We start from the raw sequence: 18433 nt of genomic DNA, 5'->3' as shown, positions 1-18433 counted from the left end.
AATGTGGCTTCTTTTCTATCATGGGCAGAATCCAAAGACCCCGTAATCTACCAATATATTGAAAAAGTGTTTGTGCAACGGTCACATCCAGAACAAGCCTATCGATCCTTTGGAGGTATCCAACGATTGGGCAAGATCTACGGGATTGAGAGGCTAATATCCGCAGGTATCCGTGCGATCAGTTGAACAATATGGATATAAAATACTGGAATCCATCCTAAAGCAAAATCTTGATCAACAACCATTAAAGTAGGAGGAAGTTCAACTGCCATTGCACGAAAATCTACGTGGCTCCGCTTATTATCATTAACAAATAATAACAATATGAATACTCAACAAACACTAGAAAAAATGAAAAGCCTACGGCTGCAGGGAATGCTATTGGCTTACAGTAGTAGTATTGAAAGCAAATGCCACCTGCAATTGACAGCTGACTAACTACTTAGCATGGTGGTGGATGCAGAATGGCAGGATCGATCTAATAAAAAAGTAGAGCGGTTAACGCAGAGCGCAGCATTCCGTTATCTTTCTCATTTATCTGAAATCAACTATCAGGCTGCAAGGGATCTTCACAAGGAATTACTGACCCGGCTTTCGTCTTGTCAATTTGTTCAACAGAAAGAGAATGTTCTCATTACTGGTCCAACGGGTGTAGGAAAAAGTTTTATTGCCTCCGCATTAGGCCATCAGGCTTGTTCTATGGGTTTTAAAGTTGCGTACTACAATACTGCTAAACTGTTTACAAGGCTCAATAGCGCCAAGGCAGATAACTCGCTGTACAGAGAAATAGCTGGTATTGAGAAACAGGATCTACTGATCCTTGACGACTTTGGATTACAAAATCTCGACAAAAATCAAAGAGATCTTTTGATGGAAATTATCGAAGACGGGCACAACAAAAAAGCCACAATAATTGCTTCACAACTTCCTGTGAGTACTTGGTATGAAGTCATAGGTGAGGGAACTATCGCTGACGCCATTCTTGATAGACTTGTTCATGGCGCACACCGAATAAGTTTATCAGGTGAATCCCTGAGAAAAGTAAAAAAATAATCCTATTATTGCTGGCCAGCTATCACCGATACGCCTGGCCCATCTTCTAGCGATACGCGTGGCTCACAATCACCGATATATCCATCCAAACTATAGAAAGTGCTTTGAAATACATGAATGTCTGGTGGGATCTGAGCCAATTTAAGCCGGTTCCAGTTCTCTGAAATAATGGATCACAAACTCAGCTTACTTTCTCAAGATGACTGCATTTAAAGCCCCACTTTATTACATTCATAATAACATTTAGATTGCCTAATTTACCACATACAATAAGCACAAATTACTGATAACCAACCAATTTCTTAAATATTGGAAAGTTAATAATATATTGAAATATAATTCTATGTCCTCTATCATTTAAGTGAATATCGTCACCGAAAGAAAAGTATTCTAAAATAAACCAACCATTTTTACTTAACTTTTGCAAATAGTCCACTACATGGCCAGGAAAGGATATAATCATTTTATCATTTAGAATTTTGAGCCTTTTTCTCATATCTGCGTTACCAAAATTTCGCGGTTGTGTGCCTGTGATCATATAATTTATATTATTAGACTTCATCAGGTTTACTAATACAGTATAATTAGCTAAAATTTGATCATCTGAAAATCCCGAAGCAACATCATTTGTAGGCATGTTAATAATAATCAAATTAGGCCGATAACTAATAGCTTTTGTTATATTTCTAAATATGTCTGGAGATGGTTTTCCTGAGCTCTCAATATTTCCGTTAGGTAAAATGTGAAATGTATTGTATCCTGGAACAGATAAATTTATAATATCTACGTTTTTACCATCTTGTCTTAACTTATTTCGTAATAAATTCACCCAACTAAGAGATAAGCTACTTGCTCCATTACCTGCGGAAGTTGAAGATCCTAATATCACAATCTTCAAGGAAGAATCTGGAAATTCAATAATAGAATCTATTTGATTTTCGATAGGTAACGGAAGTGACAACTGAGCAGTATCAATATTTAAAATGTCTTCCTTTATCAATTCAGAATTTTGAACAGTTTTTTTGCAAGAAAACAAACAAAAAAAAGAAATAATCAAAAATATTGTGCGAGTGGTGTTCAGTTTCATTATTAACCATTTAATATTCGAATATAATATTATATAGTATTAAATACTAGCGTATTATTATTCGCTTTAAAATAACACCATACATTTATATGTAGTTATCAAATAATTACCCTTTGAAGATTTATCATCATAATCAGATAATAACAGCCAAATACATATCTGCGAAAGGCAAGTAATGACGGACAATAATTAACTTCGTAAAAACTTAAATTCTGATCCCAAATACCCACTTAAACTTACTTGAAATAAGCATTTTAACAATAAAAAAACTGGACAAGTATACAGTTAGAAATCTTAGAATTGACCAACCTATATTTTGATATACATTATACTCGTCAAAAACAAGATGAAATGGTTTAAAGACCAAACCTGTGAGGTATACGACAAATATCCAATGTACCAAATAAATTCCAAATGTAGTTTTACGAGGTAACAAATTAACTGAAAGCCAGTTAATCTTCCCAATTTTTATTAATAAAACAAACATACCAAGAGAGTAAAGTATATTGGTAAATTTTAAGACATTAAACACTTGATCTGATCCGGTCGTAAATAAGAAATACGATTCAGCTAAACTAGTGATAAATAAAAATACGTTAATTATAATTAATCGGGTATAAGAACATTTTTTTATGTGACTACTAATCCTAGAATAATGCTTATTTATGTAAGCGCCCAACCAGAAATAAAATACAAATCCAAGGAGTGCACCTGAATGACTTGCTAACACCCACCCTGTATATATATTAACGCAATAAAAAAGTGTTAGAATTAGAAAAAAAAAGCCCAACCAACAACTGTATAATACCTTTTTAAAGGATAATAGTATACATATACAAAGTAAAAAATTTGGAATGAACCAGAAACTAGTTAAAAATACTGTATTGTAAATCTCACTAAATAAAATTATTGTGAAGGTGTCAAAAGATTTAAATACAGCATTTAATCCAATTGAATAAACAAGATACAGAATATTTAAAACAATTAAAATCGCTACCCAAAAACTCCAAGGTTTAAAAGTGTTACTAATTCTATTCTTTAGATATTGTATTGAAGAGTATTCCCGAAATTTATGGTGTAGAAGAAAACCAGCAATCATAAAAAAAACGATAGTTACGAATTTAAACGCTAACAAAAAAATCATACTTACTAGAGTAGATATAATATCCGTATATGAAACATTTATACTAGAATGTTCAAAAACAATACCTATCATAGAAATACACCTTACTGTATCGATAAAACCAAAATCTAAATCATTTTTCACTTCCAAAAATAGGAGAAATATTCATATAAGTTAGAATTTTTATCTATATATTGGTAGTGTTTAGAATTTTGTGTAAGTAGGAAAAAGGGCATGAGCGAGCAAATCGAACAAAGTATTGTTAGATGTAGGCCCGTGGGATGAGTACCTGTGACCTGAAAAAGCAGATCCGTGAGGTTTATGTTGTTACAAAGCCCTTCACCAATATATTTGAAAGAAAGGTGAACTAAAGAGCCTTCTTGAAATTTATTTGTCCGGCACAAGAATCGTGTGTCATCCCAGACGCAAAAAATGTAATGGCTTTTCTACGATTACTAGCTACAAGCATAATAACCAATAGTTATCCAAGGATGGATATCAATTACTTTTTAGCATAGTCAAGTCTAAAGATGCGTATTATCTCATAAGAAACAACGCTATTTATCATTTAATATGAATGAATCGACCGTTATTATCATACCTGCTTCTGAAGACAGTGGAAGCTCGATTGCAAGTTCATTTTTTATCATCTTATTGCTAACAATATAGTTTTCCGTTAATTTACATAAGCGTTCAGTATTTAAAGGCAATCCTAATAAATCACCTATTCTTGCGACTATTTTGACAAGCTTTTTTGGGATCCATAATAGCTTTATACTTTTGTTTAGCCTATTTGTTATAATTGAAATGACCTCATTTGTAGATAATGATTTATCGTCTGCTACATGATATAGTCCAGACAAGATTTGATCTTTTAATATTAATCTCTCAATAACAAAACATAAATTACCCACGCTAAGATAAGATCTTTGATTTTGAAAAGCTGCTAATGGGTAAGGAACGTTTTTTTCCACAAATTTATAAAGTAAATTTAAATTACCCTTATTTCCTGGTCCATGGATCATACAAGGTCGCAAGATAATATATGATTTGTTTTCAAAAACTCCAAGTTCTTGAATATATCTTTCTGCTAAAAGTTTCGATTTTCCATAGTGAGTTTCAGGATTAGGAATTATTGATTCTTCCAATATGGCATCTATGCTATCAGCAGCAGCTTTAACCGAACTAATAAATATAAATCTTTTTGCAGTTGATGATAGGTAAGCATCGTACAATTTCTTGGTAAGTTTAAAATTTACATCATAATATTCGTCAATATTTGAAGTCTTTTTTAAATCATGCGCTTTACCAGCCAGATGAACGACAGAATCGACACCTTCTAACTTAGCTTTAAGTGTTTCATCTGAATCATATCTTTCAAATTTTATAATTTCAATATCATTCCCCTTTAGATATTTAATTAAATTCAATCCAACAAATCCAGAAGCACCAGTCATTAATATTTTCATAAATTCTTATTATAAATGCCGATATAGGCTGCCACCATTTTATCCCTTGAGAACAACTTCGCCCTTTCTAATGAATTCCGTGAAAATTTTTCATAAAGTGATTTATCATGAATAATTGATTCTATAGCATGTTTCAATTCTAAACTGTTTGCCGGCTGAATTGTTAATCCTGAAAAATTATGTAGAGATACAAACGGTACGCCCGACTTGAGATTTGTATTGATAACTGGTATTGCATTTGTCATAGCTTCCAGTTGAACTACACCAAAAGCCTCAGCTTCATTAATTGAAGGAAGTATGAATAAATCCGATTTTTTGTACAAGCTTTTTAATTCTTCGTCATTAACCTTACCTAAAAAATTTATTTTATTATTTATACCAAGATCGGAAACATATTTTTTCAGCTCGACTTCACTCTCACCTTCACCACTTATAACTAAATTTACATCTAAATCCTTAATCGCTTCAATCAGATATTTTAAGCCTTTATATATTCTTAATTTACCTACGAATAAGAGTTGAAAAACTCTATCTACAGGATATCTTTTTGGTTTCACCTGGTATGAAGTGATGTTGGGGTCAAAGCTTAAAGGAATTACTATAATTTTATTGGCAAAAGGTTTCAGTATATCCGACGCTTCCAAAAGTTGAGGAGACGTCACCACTATCATTTTCGCTTTTATCAATAGTTTAGATATCAGAGGATCGTAAAATTTACCGATCCAACTCCATCGAGAATTTTTAATATTAGCGTGCCATGTAATAACTAAATCTTTCCCATCCAATAAATCCATATTTCGAAAAAGAGCCAATTCCATATTGGGAAATGGGTAATGATGATGGATTATATCTGCATCTTTAATTAATGCCCTTAAAGAAGAGTATCTTAAATTGAGTGGTTGACTTTTAAAGAAGAATGGTGTAGACTCTTTAATAGAAATTAGTCTATCGGTAACATTGATTGCTTTCTTGAAAGACGGCAAATGGCTATTTGCGTATACTGTAAATCTCACGTCATCCACATTAGCAAGAACGCCCTCAACAAGGTTTTTAACGACAGACTCCATTCCCCCTTTTGAGGGGGCATAATATTTTACAGTTTGTAAGATCTTCATCTATTTTTTAATTTGAAACTTTAACTTTTCACCATTAGAGTGAATAGGTCCACAATTGGAAAAAGAGCTTTTAATGAGTAAGTAAGTACTTTTTGGATTATTCGAAGAAAACGATTTTGAAAAACCTCCAAATTTTACAAACTTGCAGTTTTCAAAAATTGTACTGCCATCGGCAAAGAAAAAGTTAGTATTGTTACCATTTACTAAAGAATGTCTCACTCGCACCAAGCCGACAGCACTTTGATATGCCTGTTTTCTACCATGAAAATTCAGCGAAGTATTGTCAACATAAATTTTAGCTGTACTTCTATAATTTAAAAAAGCCAGTGCATCACCATTGTCATTGCCATCAATCATACCTGTTGTTATACAACTATTCTTAATGTTAATTATTGATTTGTCATTTAAGACATTAGCTATACCGAAATTGAAATCAGACATATTTGAATTATTTATAGCTACAATTGTCTTCGCAAACTCCTCAATATGTATACACTTGGCAAAGCCTTTAATATTAACCTTATTTATGTTGATTTTATAAAATGAAGTTGAATACTCAAAGGTGATAGCTGACCTGCTCCTCTTTGCTTTAGACTTCATACCAATAAACGTACAGCCATCAATAGAAATATTACCATCATTTTTGACAAGAGAATGGTAAACACCATCACCGAAACCATCAAAATCTATTTTTTTTGCAAATGGCGTGGCTCCCCTCCCACCCACATTAATGAAACTGCACTTGGAAATAGTCGAGTTTTTAACATTATGAACTCTTATTCCGTAGCCGAAAATATTTCGAAATATGCAATTATAGATAGTGACGTTCTCAGCTAAAATTTGTAATCCAACGTTTATATCTGTATCAAAACTTATTGTTGGAAAACTATACCTTAACCCCGACCCATCAAAACTCAAACCAGTAATCGACACCTTTGTATTTACACTTCTTCCAAACATAGAAGTATCCCTTATTGAATTTATTGTTTTACCAATTGACAAAAAAATATGCTCTCTAAAAGATGTCAAATTATATCCGGAAGAGTTTAAAACTACTCCATCAGGTTTAATAACAGCACCATCTGAGATAATATTTACGGTCTGATTAGGTTCTAAGGATATTCGAATCGTTGATCGAATATTATATGATTGTTTTGTTCTCGGAAAAAAACAGTTTATTCCTTGTTTTATAGAAAACAAAATTGCTTTTTGAATAGCTTGAGAATCGTCATGAACTCCATCACCTCTTGCTCCAAAATCTTTCACAGAGATAGCTTTACTCTGATAGTGATTGCAACTTACGATAAATGGGAAAATGAATGATAGAGATAAAGTCAAATACAGGAATAATTTCATACGAATGTCTTAACTCTGGAGTGAAATCAAATGTCTCCTTGAGAATTTCACGTATTCCCAGCACTGAAGTAAATAATACTTTGCTATTGAAATTTTTCTCTCCATATAAAGCATTTTCAAACACAATACGACCCCTAAATGCATTTCCCGTAAATTCGATGATAATCCCTTTTCTCCAAAAATCCGTTTCTCTTCTAAATTTGCCGCACCGACATAGTCAAGAAGGTATCCCTTAAAATCAAATAGCACCTTCAACCACAAATAGTAATCCTCTGCATATTTCATATCCTCGTTGAACCCACCACATTGAATAAAACAGGCTTTTTCTATGATAACGCAGGGAGTAAGGAAAAAGTTTTTATATAACTCACGATTAAAGGATATAGGTCCATCATAATCTAGATTTGCCGATATATATTTGGTACCTATGATTTTATATTCAGCACTTTGCTCAAGGAATTCTTTCTGGAATTTTATTTTGTCTTCAAACCAGAAATCATCACTATCTAAAAATGCAATATGTGTTGAGGATGTGACCATGACGCCACAATTCCTAGCCCTAGAAGGCCCAGAATTCTTTTGATAAATAATTTTTTTAATAATTGAACTATTATCTGAATCAAACCTATCGATAACAATTTTATCACTCCCATCAGTACTTCCGTCATCGACAACGATGATTTCATCTACATTGGAACTTTGACTGAATACAGAATTTAGACACGATAAAATAGTTGCTGCGGAATTATAACAAGGAATTACTACTGCTATACTAATAATATTCTTCATATGAATTCTGATAATTTACGTGTTATACTACTTAAGCCATTATCAATTTTGAAACTTCTAATGTTATCTTTCATTATTTCAATTTCTGCTTTGTATTTTCCCGTGCTAATTCCCTCTATAAGTACTTTCATTGCTTCCATATCCTTACATAGAAAACCCATTCTTCCATATTTATTGAAAAGCCATTCAAAATAGTCATTAGTTATAGATATAGAAATAATTCCTAATTTTATGATCTCAAAAATAGCACCGCTTGCACACAATTGATAACTATTATTATCATAAAAGAAAAGTACAAAATCCATCTCTTTTATTGCCTTTTCGAAAAGATATTGGGGGACAAAGCTATCACTATATTGCAAAGATACCAGTTCATTTCTAAATGGCTCGATTTCAGTTAAAACTTTACCAATCGCCCTAAATTCAATCTCCCCAGCCAAAATTGAATTCTTAAAATAAGAAGCTACTAAAAATAGGTTCTGAGAATTTTTATTGACCATAAGTGTACCAATAGTACCATAAATCAATTTATTTTTAGATAACTGTACAGGAGTAAAGTTCGGCTTTGAATAATCATAAGGATGCAAAATAGATATGACCTTTCGAAGGCTTTTTGAAGAGATTTTTTTTGAGAGGTGATTCTTGATACTATCCCCCAAAACAATAAACTTAGTTGTCCTTGCACTAACAAAGAATGAAAATTTTAATAAATAACCTAAAAGAAGTTTAGTTATTTTCCCTCTCTTATTTTTTATCATCTCCAACTCGCCGTGTAGGACAATTATATGAATTTTATCATTATTATATAACCTTGAGATTAAGTTTAAAAATAATTGTCCCGTTGGAAGTAAACATGTCCAAATATAAATTCTAGCATTTAATTCCTTCCCTATTTTTAAAGAATTGATTACTTGTTTGATTTCACCAAATACCCTCGATAACCAGGAATATTGTTCAGTGTCGTAATATTTTTCAAAGGGGATATAAGTAATTTTATCTGTCATTTCTATTGCTTGTATAGCTTCAGAATGTGCCTTTTCTGCTCTAAAATAAATTTCATCTGTGTACAAATCATCAATAATCTTTAGAAAACAACTATTGAATTGCAGATGTACTTCTCCACCATGGGCTATCTCACTTACTATTACCATTATTCTAAAACTCTATTAATACGGTTATCAAAGATAGAATTATAAGGTACATATAAGTTATAATAGGAATTTATCAATGCATTGAATCTACTTGCTGATACAACCATTATTATTAAAAAAATCAAAATAAAGTTCTTAGGTGCGAATTTGAAATACGATAATGTAAAGCATATTAGAAATATTTCGAAGAATAAAAATGGAACAGACGCACGAGCAAAAATAGATAAATCCTTAGCAAAAAGGAAATAGATTATATTTCCGAACATATACAAGTTCAAATATCCTTTTATATTTGAACTATTTTGATAACACCTATTTTTAATCCAAAAAAAGATTGGGATAAATAAACACCGTTTAATAAGCCCTAATATATAAATAAGTAAAGGATTATTATTCGTATTTATTGTATCCGTACCACTAGCATTCAAATACTGATTGATTTTTTCACCAGCGTAGCCGTTGATACCAATTACTTGTAATATTAAACTTAGAAGTTTCTCACCTCCACCCAATAATCCAAAAAGTATACTTATGCCTGTTAGAATATAAATCGTTCTATCCTTTAAATGTGACCAGTAGATAAAATAAGCTAAAATGTATAATATCGACGTAAAATGGATGCTTGATGCCAGACCTACTGATATTGCAAATAAGATGGGTCTCTTTTTAATTATAAATCCCGTACTAACAAGTGTAATTGATATAGCTAGATTCTGCCTGACAGCGAAAATATCACCAAAATAATAACAATAGAACAGCAATATTATCGTAAAAATTGTCTCCTTGTGATATCTTACAAAAAAACTAAATTTAAGTGCTAAGCATAAAAAACTAAAAATACCCAAGTAGATCGTGTAATTACTTGTGAAACTGCGTATAGTGGAAACAATGATGAGAAATCCCGGTTCAAAATATCCTCTATAAATATCAGAAAAATAATAAAATACATCATAATACGAATCCCAATCGGTCCCTGTTTTCCATTTGACGGTACTTAAAGACCATAAAATAAAAAAACAAATTATGATTGCTATCGACCTTAAACTATTTTTTAGCCTCGTATTAAAACCTATGTATTCCAAAAAGCTAAGACAAGCGAATAACAGAAATATAACTATATATAAAAACAATTTAACATAATTTATTATTCAACAAAAAAATCATAATTTCATTCTTTAAGTTTTCTAAATTTAACTAGTAAACATAACATTTTAAATAACCATAACGGAATGAGATTCCTCAATACAATCAATTTTTCGCTCTCGCCATAATATACATTCATGTCTCGACTTATAAAACATTGATAATCTCTCTTTATGATGTCTAAATTAAATAATACATGCTCACAAACGGCCTGTAGATATTGATCCCCATTCTCTACAGTTTTGTATCTTAATCCATCTATCGCCTCAAATTTGTAAATTCCTATTCCTCCAAATGCCGATAATACAGGCAAAAATTTATTTTTAGATAATTTACTATTCATGTTTTTCTTCTGTTTAAAGAATTCACCAAAGGTAAAGTATGGTTTATTAGTAGGGAATTCTTCGCAAAAAGCAAACATATCATGATACATTTTATATATAACTTTACTAAAGATTCTTGTGTCTGTATAGCCATTTGCAAAGATCCCCCCCCATTTTTCCGGTGCTCGCAAAATTGAGGTTACAACTTCTGTAACATTAAATGACTTTATATCAATATCAATTACAATTACGAGGTCAAAATTTTTATTATGAGAAAATATCCAGTCTAAATAGATATTTCTATAAAATGCCATTTTTTCGATACGGTCCATACTAGTTCCTGGATATGGATTGTCAGTAGTTGGTGCTGGCAGAGTCAATGTAGAATAGTCCTTAGATATAATTTCTACATTAGAATGAGTTAAAGACCAATTATTCAAAATGGCTTTAGTTGAATCAACACTATCATTCTCTACTATTACAACTGATGATCTAACAAATCGCCCTCTTAATTCTTCAACAGCTGGAATGTTTTTATGTAATGCATCTTCACAATCGCGTGCTAACGCACAAATAACAACAGACTTATTAATTTTTTCCAAAGCTTTATTTATTTAAATACTTTCGTATTGATGTCTCGCTAATTAAAAATTCCTGACTTTCAAGACGATGATATTCAGCAAAAAAAGATAGAATAAAATTGTAATATTTAACTCCAACCATAAACTTCAAAATTTTCAAAAACTTGACACCCATTTTAATCTCACTAGATCTGCTCTTTATAATGTTTGGATTGGAATAATTATCATCCTTTATAATTACGCCTGTCAATAGGCCATTCTCCTTCATAATCTTGTAAAACGGATTGTCTACATCAAAGGGATTTTGACAAGCTATCTTACTCTCCAACTGTCTATAAAGACGTCTTTGCAATGGGGTTATTTTTTCCGAGTTGCTGTAAATATTGTAGCCATATGGTAAGTGGCTAAATCTTTCATAATTCATGGCTAAAACCAACTCGGTGTACTCTTTGAAAAGACGACGAAAAGTTGGAAAAGAATCAACATTATAGCTGGGATGACGTCTATTTATGACATCTGGTCTTTTGGGATTAAACCCAGAAAAATGGAAGAAAATCAGTTCAAAACTTTCATTAGAACTTTTACTCTCAACATAATAATTACCATCTCTAAGAGAGAGGCTCCGTTCATGTAAATTCCAAATTGCTACATTGATTCCTAAATGATGACAAATGCAAATATTATTAGGAAAAAATGCAGGAATGAAATCAAACCACTTTTGATCAACATGTAGAGCGTCGTATTTGTCTGCATAGCATTTGTTTTCCAACCTATTCATCCACCAATCCACGACCTTGATTCCAACATCAGATTTTTTGATACCTAAGAAGCCTAGATTATAAATACCGACAAAAAGTAGCTCCTCTTCAGGAACAGCTCCATTATAATTATTTTGTATTTCGTTGTAATGAGGAGTAATAACTATATCCTTCAAATCTAGCAGGGAGAAAATACTCTCAAAGCTATTAGTCGCATAGGTATCTGGATCAACATAAATTACTTTGTCGTATTTTTCAAAAAGTAAGTTAATACAAAAAGGTTTAATGCTCGTAGAGTACTCAATAACATTATACTTAAAAGCCATATTATTCCAAGATGGAATCCAAGATTCATCTGGGAAAATTACGTCTAAATCCTCTATTCCTGTTGAAGTGTCTGAGATGAATATTACGAATGGAATCTGGGGATTATATGTTAATAATGATTCTTTCAAAGCTAGTGCTTGTGCTAAATAATTTTTTGCACATATAGTAAAAATAACTTTATTTGTCATAGTAATGTATGTAGAATTATATTAAATCTAATTTTTAAAGGCTTTTATAAACAAACCGTCTTTTAAGCCAGTAACTATTGATTTTAATTTGTTAAGTTTATCTTCTTCACCAATGATTATTTTTGCGATACGATATACTATATGAATCTTTATTAGAGTCTTCTTATACTGTTGTTGAAATAGATCGGGATAACGTCTCCAAATTATTATATGATTACGAATGATATAGTACGTTCTGAAGGAGGAATAATTATCTGTAATCAGACCAAAATTTATTTTGGTTGGGTAACCAACCTCATGCTTTAAAATAATAGAAGGAAATACGATAGTATCATAATTTTTCAGCTTTTTGATTCGGTAACAGTAATCATAATCTACTGCATCTATAAACAAGTTTTCATCGAAATACCCACATTCACCAAAAATTTTAATAGGAAAAATAGATCCAGATGTAATTGCATCGGGTATTCTGATGTATGCACTATTTGTCTTGAAAGTAAGTTGTCCCCTATTATCTGGATTTGCTGAATATATGCCGACATTTTTAACATTATCATTTGATATCAAATGACGAAAGTTTTTTAAATTATTTCCTTCAAAATAGCTGTCTTGATCTAGTGTCAATAAATGGGAAAACTCCTGATCTTCAGCCCATTTTGCCCCCTCATTAAGTGCTTTCGCAATGCCTACATTTTTACCCGACCCAATGAAATCAATTTTATCAAAATAGGAATGTAAAAGTGTAAAATCTTTTTCACCAACTTCAGAGTTTCGGTACAATAGAAGGTGGTCGATTTGATCAATGTAAGATAAAATATTCTTTATTACTGCTCTTATATCAGGTTTGTACAACACTACAATAGCTATCAACTTCATTTTCTTATTTTCTTAGTATTTTTAGAAAAAACGTGTCCGCAAATTATTTTAACATCTTCTAAAGTTATCTTTAGGTCTCTAAAAACCATTAATGGCCACTTCCATCCTTGATAACACAAATCAATGACTCCGGGTGCTAATGCCATTCCAAATAACCCCAAGTTCGTAAATTTAAAAATAGCTATTAATAAAATTACTGTAGCAATTCCAGAATAAATTGATGGCTTCATAAATGGGATTTCGTTTCTTGTTGAAATTACTGCTCCAGATATGCCAGCGTTCAGACCTATAAATGAAGAAATAAACATCGCCATCATTACCTTTAATGATACGAGTTCCGTGTTACTTCCTATAAAACTCAGAATAATAGGACCTAATAGAATAAGACTCAAACCAGCAATTAAATATACAATATTTGAAATTAAAATTCCTTTCAGAAATATTTCCTTTATTCTTTTATTATCCCCCTCAATTCTTAAATTAGTAATTTGAGGTAAATATGTAACCAACGTTATATTAGCTACTGCTATTATAATATCAAATAATTGTTTTGTTATACCAAAGGAAGCTATTGCACTTAATGCAATAAACATTGATCCAATAAAAACTGACGATTTTTGAATCATAAAGCCGCCTAAAGAAGTTATACCATATTTGAAGGCATTTGGGGAAATAGCGTTAATGACGGCTTTTCTAGGGTATTCGACTATATTAGCTAATTTTTCAATCATTTGTTTTGTAAAAAACATCCTATAGGCTAAAACTCTGATAACAATTACTGATAACAATTGAGCTAAGACCAATGCAATTAACCCAAATCCCTTCCAAACCAACAATGATCCAACAAGAAGGTAGATTAAATTACCAAGTATTGTAATTTGCTTTGACGCTTTAATTAATCCCATCCCTTCTAAAAGCGCATCATAATACAAGGTATAGAGATTATATGTATTGATAAGGCAAAAAAGTATCCAGGCTATAAAGATTTGAGATTTATCACCCTCGTAGTTTTTAAGGATAATGTTTATATAATAAGTACCTACAGTTAACAACAAAAGTAGTAAGATAAAAGATACTCGAGAATAGAACCATCTCATGGCTTTTAATAAGCCTTTAAGAAGATTATAATTTATAGCCAAACCTTTATGGTCACTTGGGAAGCCCTCTTTCTGTAAAGACTGAACTCCACTAAGTACGTAAGTTACATTTCTAGAAAAAGAAGAATTAAAACCAAAATCAATCAAAAAAATTAATGCTGATATTGTTGAAAATATAGCCCAGATTCCAACGTCTTGAGAAGGCAAGACACGTAGTATTATTGGTAATAAAATAGCTGAAGCCGCGATCTTGAGAAATGTTGCAAAATAATTCCATATGACGTCAATTTTTTTTATCTGCATAACTTGATTATTGCACTGAAGTTTTGTTATACATTATAAATCATCAGCTAAAGATATCAACACCAATCTTTTAATGAATAAGTACAAGCATATAATTGACGCTGAGATAATGAAACCAAGAAGTGAAAATTTTATTTTTCCAAACTTTATAATCTCTAATGGAAAAACTGGTTCGTCAACAACTTGAATAAGCGGTGTTTCTCTCCTTAAAGAGATTTTAGATAATTCGAGATTTTTAACTAACTCAGTTAAGATAGCTCTATTTGTCTCCCCACTAAATTGTGACCTTTGGAATGGGATAGCTCTTAAAGATAGCTTAGAAGCATTAAGATTTGGTGTAGCATCAGTAATTCGTGCAGACAGAGAAATAGATCCATTCATTACATTTCTCACCGAATCCGTTTTTTGTTGCAAAATTTCAATATTTTGAGTCGACTTTTTCACCTTGGTCATTATATAAAAATCATTCACATTTTTAACTATCTGATCATTGAAATTTTTTGAAAAAATCTCATCAGAAGACTTCACTTCCGCTTTAATTAAATTTAACTTTTTATCTGGTTTGCCTACAGATAAATAATTCGTATTGATGTCATTTACAAAAACATTAATAAGACTATCTTGAATACGCAACAATTTTGCATTAATTGGTTTTGACATAGATCTATCTTCAAATGAGATTTGCGCCAAATCAGTCGCAGACCATTTTTCGCGAAGATTGTTTAAATTAATATATCTATCTATTAACAGTTCTTTACTACCGGTAACCTGCACCTTAGTTAAAAGTGCCTTTTGAATCATTTTTTTTGATTTATATAGTTCTAAGATGTTATCTCCTTGAAATATCCCCCCCCCACTGGATCCTAAATCAATGCCAACCATTGAAGCTATCCCTGCATACTGGCCTACTCCTCTATCACTATCTTCTAAAACAAAAGTTGTTACTGCCGTATAGATAGGTCTTTTATTATTGGCATATACAAAACCTAAAATTGCGCCTACTACAGCGAAGAATAATATATATATTATATTTGCTTTCAGATATTTAAAGTAGCCGTTTAATCCATGTAGAACCTCTCCTATAGAAAAATCGGATGATGTCTCAGTATTTTTTTTCATTATATCTATTTCCATATATCAACAGGAATACTATCAAAAAATTTCACGCTATCTAAGGAGGGTCACTATAATGGCTGCCATCGAAGCAATGGCCGAGCCTAGCCCAACTATAGCTTGTAATCCAAGTTTCTCCTTCGGTGCCCTTTGAGGAACAAATATTTCTGCCCCTGGCTTGACCTTGGGGTAATTATTAAAGAATAGAAACCTGCTTCCCGCATCAACAGAACCATTCGCATATTGTATATAAGCACCTTTTCTATTTGCATTATAAGTAAACCCACCAGCTCCATTAATATATTGTTTCATTGTCTTGTTACTGCTATATACAACGTTTATCGGTTTTAGGACTTCCCCTGTAACTTTCACAGTTTGTAATTGCTTAGGAACTCTTATAACATCCCCATCTTCTAAAAACAAGTCAGATTTTGATCCAGGTTTTTTTAATATTCTAACCATATCTATACCAACTAAATCACTTTCTAAACTTTCTACCTCTTGTATTAACTGTGCTGTATCTTTCAGCCCAACTCCTAACTGAATTCTCTTCAAATTAGCAAGCTTTTGTTTATCTTCTTCAGACTGATCTATTGCATTCTTATTTTTATCCGTCCCTGACTTATTAGCTTCTACTTTAGCACCTGGCCTTTTCAATGATGCACCTTCGGCAAAAGATAATGATGTCAAACCGCCAGCACGAATAATAATATCTGAGATACGTTCATCTTTCCTAGTTACCGTATATATACCCGGATAGAGAACTTCTCCCTCCACTTTAACCTGCTGCTGAACCTGATATCCTTCAGCACTTCGTATTGAAACAATATCAAAAGGTTGTAATACAAAAGCAGAGTCTTGCAAAGTTAGATCTCTAGAAATATTAACATTTAAAATATCAGCGGTCTTAGCAGTCTTTGAATTGGCATCACTATCTTTTATTCTTCTTGCAATTTCTATCCTATTTGGTGTAGCGCCTTCTTTAAAACCACCAGCCATTTGGATCAATGATTGTAAAGTCATTCCTTCCGCATATTCAAAAGTACCAGGCAATCTCACTTCACCTTTAATGTCCACTTTATACTCATCACGCAAATCAAAAATGGATGATATGGTCACTTTGTCTTCCCTTCTTAACGGAATATCCTGTTCAGTCCCTTTCATGATCTTGGCCACGTCAAAAGAGGTCAAAGAGAGACTATTATCTGAATTCAGTCTGGAAATATAACCTCTATTTAAAAAGGCATCCTCTTTCAATCCTTCAGCTTTCTCAATTAAAGCTTTCAATGTCATCCCTGTTTCCAACTCAAATTGTCCTGGTCTGAATACAGCGCCATTGATCTCCACTCTATTTGCAAAGCGATCAAGGATAGCTTCTACAACATATTTATCTCCATTTAATGGGCTATATTTACTAAAGTCATCAGCATTGACATCAGTAATCCTTCTCTCTTTGTTCGTATTCTGCAACACCTTGATTTTTGCCGTGTAAGCTTTATTAGAATATCCTCCTGCAAAGTTGATAACATCTTCTAAAGATTCAGTATTGAGGACTTCGAACAATGCAGGCCTTTTCACCTCACCAGACATCTCTACTCTTGTCTGATAAACGGGAATATTAATTACATCCTGATCCTGCAAACGAACATTCCCTGTTTGAATACCTTTCAGAAGAAAATTGTATACGTCAATTGTGGCAACTATTTTATTATTTCTGATCACCTGGATTTTCCTAAACGATCCATTATCATTTGGTCCACCTGAAGCACTCAAAGCATTGAATACTGTAGACAATGATGATAAAGTATAAGATCCTGGTTTTACGACTTCTCCCAGCAAAGTAATTTTAATACTCCTGATATTGCCAAGATTAACAGCAACGTTGGTACGCCCACTTTTCAAACTTGGATAAGTTCCTCCCATTGCTGAGCGAATTTTCGAAGTTGCCTGTTCAATAGATAAGCCACCAACTGAAATGATTCCAACATATTGCAAACGAATAGTTCCATCAGGACTTACCTGAAGTTTATAATTAGCTTCATTATCACCAGTCAAATCAATGAGCAACTGATCATCCGGACCTATAATATAACTTTTTGGGGTAGCCATTCTCAAATTTGGCTCGAAAGTGATATTGTCATTTTTGAACAATTCTGAACCAAATATTTTAGGGATGAGGTTTCCAAAGGCGTCTTTTAACTGTGCATCGCTTCTATCGGCAAGATTTGGACTTTTTAACGGACTACCATCATAAGCTCTACCACTGCCTTCTTGATTATCACCGGCTTGTTCAATTGTTTTTGGTTCCTCAGTTCCCCCTTGTTTTCTTAACTGGGCAACCCGGGCTCTCAACTTAGTAATTTCACCTTGCTGCATCCCCTGTGCAGCCGCCATTTGTTCTAATTGAGCATCGTTATAGCCAACTGATTCCGCGCGCTGCATCAACTGACGAACCTGCGTATCAGACAGCTCATCTACCTTCACATCCGAATAATTAGTTTGAGCAAGAATAACATCTGAAGAAGCAACTATAATCAAAAATAATAAACCGGTAATGACCTTTTTGAAATTCATATTGGGG

The 18433-nt window shown here is 32.4% G+C and carries 15 protein-coding genes; 1 reads left to right on the top strand and 14 read right to left on the bottom strand.

From position 1 onward, the window contains the following. Positions 1 to 447 precede the first annotated feature (447 nt). Positions 448 to 1053, top strand: a complete 606-nt coding sequence (istB, locus tag OQX62_RS17290) for an IS21-like element helper ATPase IstB (protein ID WP_265832873.1) — start codon at positions 448 to 450, stop codon at positions 1051 to 1053. Positions 1054 to 1333: 280 nt separating this feature from the next. Here the strand turns inward: istB and OQX62_RS17285 are convergent, their stop codons facing one another. The 14 genes from OQX62_RS17285 to OQX62_RS17230 all read right to left on the bottom strand — a co-directional run bounded on the left by OQX62_RS17285 (position 1334) and on the right by OQX62_RS17230 (position 18426). After that, positions 1334 to 2140 carry an SGNH/GDSL hydrolase family protein gene (locus tag OQX62_RS17285; RefSeq protein ID WP_265832872.1) on the bottom strand — a complete coding sequence of 269 codons (807 nt, stop codon included), beginning with the start codon at positions 2138 to 2140 and terminating at the stop codon, positions 1334 to 1336. A gap of 205 nt (positions 2141 to 2345) precedes the next feature. Then, the gene (locus OQX62_RS25190; RefSeq protein WP_416276584.1) at positions 2346 to 3407 is read right to left on the bottom strand and encodes an acyltransferase family protein; all 1062 of its coding nucleotides are present in this window, start codon (positions 3405 to 3407) and stop codon (positions 2346 to 2348) included. Between the two features lie 413 nt (positions 3408 to 3820). Beyond that, complete coding sequence (locus OQX62_RS17280; RefSeq protein WP_265832871.1) at positions 3821 to 4732, bottom strand: NAD-dependent epimerase/dehydratase family protein; 912 nt, start codon at positions 4730 to 4732, stop codon at positions 3821 to 3823. Continuing rightward, positions 4729 to 5847, bottom strand: a complete 1119-nt coding sequence (locus OQX62_RS17275; protein ID WP_265832870.1) for a glycosyltransferase — start codon at positions 5845 to 5847, stop codon at positions 4729 to 4731. Before OQX62_RS17275 ends, OQX62_RS17280 begins: the two co-directional genes overlap by 4 nt. Next, complete coding sequence (locus OQX62_RS17270) at positions 5848 to 7203, bottom strand: glycosyl hydrolase family 28-related protein (RefSeq protein ID WP_265832869.1); 1356 nt, start codon at positions 7201 to 7203, stop codon at positions 5848 to 5850. A gap of 9 nt (positions 7204 to 7212) precedes the next feature. Beyond that, complete coding sequence (locus tag OQX62_RS17265) at positions 7213 to 7992, bottom strand: glycosyltransferase family 2 protein (RefSeq protein ID WP_265832868.1); 780 nt, start codon at positions 7990 to 7992, stop codon at positions 7213 to 7215. After that, a complete protein-coding gene (locus OQX62_RS17260) occupies positions 7989 to 9143 on the bottom strand; it encodes a hypothetical protein (protein WP_265832867.1) in 1155 nt (384 codons plus the stop codon). The genes OQX62_RS17265 and OQX62_RS17260 overlap by 4 nt, the downstream gene beginning before the upstream one ends. Then, positions 9143 to 10225 (bottom strand): EpsG family protein, encoded by a 1083-nt coding sequence (locus OQX62_RS25185; RefSeq protein ID WP_416276579.1) that lies wholly within the window; start codon positions 10223 to 10225, stop codon positions 9143 to 9145. Before OQX62_RS25185 ends, OQX62_RS17260 begins: the two co-directional genes overlap by 1 nt. An 86-nt stretch (positions 10226 to 10311) precedes the next feature. Next, on the bottom strand, positions 10312 to 11211 hold the full coding sequence (locus OQX62_RS17255; protein WP_265832866.1) for a hypothetical protein: 900 nt from the start codon (positions 11209 to 11211) through the stop codon (positions 10312 to 10314). Positions 11212 to 11215: 4 nt separating this feature from the next. Next, on the bottom strand, positions 11216 to 12463 hold the full coding sequence (locus OQX62_RS17250) for a hypothetical protein (RefSeq protein ID WP_265832865.1): 1248 nt from the start codon (positions 12461 to 12463) through the stop codon (positions 11216 to 11218). A 27-nt stretch (positions 12464 to 12490) separates the two neighbouring features. Continuing rightward, positions 12491 to 13339 carry a glycosyltransferase gene (locus OQX62_RS17245; RefSeq protein WP_265832864.1) on the bottom strand — a complete coding sequence of 283 codons (849 nt, stop codon included), beginning with the start codon at positions 13337 to 13339 and terminating at the stop codon, positions 12491 to 12493. After that, positions 13336 to 14739, bottom strand: coding sequence for an O-unit flippase-like protein (wzx, locus tag OQX62_RS17240; protein WP_265832863.1), 1404 nt, complete (start codon positions 14737 to 14739; stop codon positions 13336 to 13338). Before wzx ends, OQX62_RS17245 begins: the two co-directional genes overlap by 4 nt. 33 nt (positions 14740 to 14772) lie before the next feature. Next, positions 14773 to 15873, bottom strand: coding sequence for a lipopolysaccharide biosynthesis protein (locus OQX62_RS17235; protein WP_265832862.1), 1101 nt, complete (start codon positions 15871 to 15873; stop codon positions 14773 to 14775). A gap of 33 nt (positions 15874 to 15906) precedes the next feature. Beyond that, a complete protein-coding gene (locus OQX62_RS17230) occupies positions 15907 to 18426 on the bottom strand; it encodes an SLBB domain-containing protein (protein WP_265832861.1) in 2520 nt (839 codons plus the stop codon). Positions 18427 to 18433: the final 7 nt, after the last annotated feature.

It is taken from the genome of Pedobacter sp. MR2016-24 (genome assembly GCF_026239655.1).
In the GTDB taxonomy this organism is placed as follows: domain Bacteria; phylum Bacteroidota; class Bacteroidia; order Sphingobacteriales; family Sphingobacteriaceae; genus Pedobacter.
The sequence above is the reverse complement of the archived record's forward strand: the minus strand, read 5'-3'. Positions and strand labels throughout refer to the sequence as shown.

Excerpts from the sequence above, each read along its gene's own strand:
- istB (WP_265832873.1), top strand. The coding sequence starts at position 448 with ATGGTGGTGGATGCAGAATGGCAGGATCGATCTAATAAAAAAGTAGAG.
- OQX62_RS17285 (WP_265832872.1), bottom strand. The coding sequence starts at position 2,140 with ATGAAACTGAACACCACTCGCACAATATTTTTGATTATTTCTTTTTTT.
- OQX62_RS17280 (WP_265832871.1), bottom strand. The coding sequence starts at position 4,732 with ATGAAAATATTAATGACTGGTGCTTCTGGATTTGTTGGATTGAATTTA.
- OQX62_RS17275 (WP_265832870.1), bottom strand. The coding sequence starts at position 5,847 with ATGAAGATCTTACAAACTGTAAAATATTATGCCCCCTCAAAAGGGGGA.
- OQX62_RS17270 (WP_265832869.1), bottom strand. The coding sequence starts at position 7,203 with ATGAAATTATTCCTGTATTTGACTTTATCTCTATCATTCATTTTCCCA.
- OQX62_RS17265 (WP_265832868.1), bottom strand. The coding sequence starts at position 7,992 with ATGAAGAATATTATTAGTATAGCAGTAGTAATTCCTTGTTATAATTCC.
- OQX62_RS17260 (WP_265832867.1), bottom strand. The coding sequence starts at position 9,143 with ATGGTAATAGTAAGTGAGATAGCCCATGGTGGAGAAGTACATCTGCAA.
- OQX62_RS17250 (WP_265832865.1), bottom strand. The coding sequence starts at position 12,463 with ATGACAAATAAAGTTATTTTTACTATATGTGCAAAAAATTATTTAGCA.
- OQX62_RS17245 (WP_265832864.1), bottom strand. The coding sequence starts at position 13,339 with ATGAAGTTGATAGCTATTGTAGTGTTGTACAAACCTGATATAAGAGCA.
- wzx (WP_265832863.1), bottom strand. The coding sequence starts at position 14,739 with ATGCAGATAAAAAAAATTGACGTCATATGGAATTATTTTGCAACATTT.
- OQX62_RS17235 (WP_265832862.1), bottom strand. The coding sequence starts at position 15,873 with ATGGAAATAGATATAATGAAAAAAAATACTGAGACATCATCCGATTTT.
- OQX62_RS17230 (WP_265832861.1), bottom strand. The coding sequence starts at position 18,426 with ATGAATTTCAAAAAGGTCATTACCGGTTTATTATTTTTGATTATAGTT.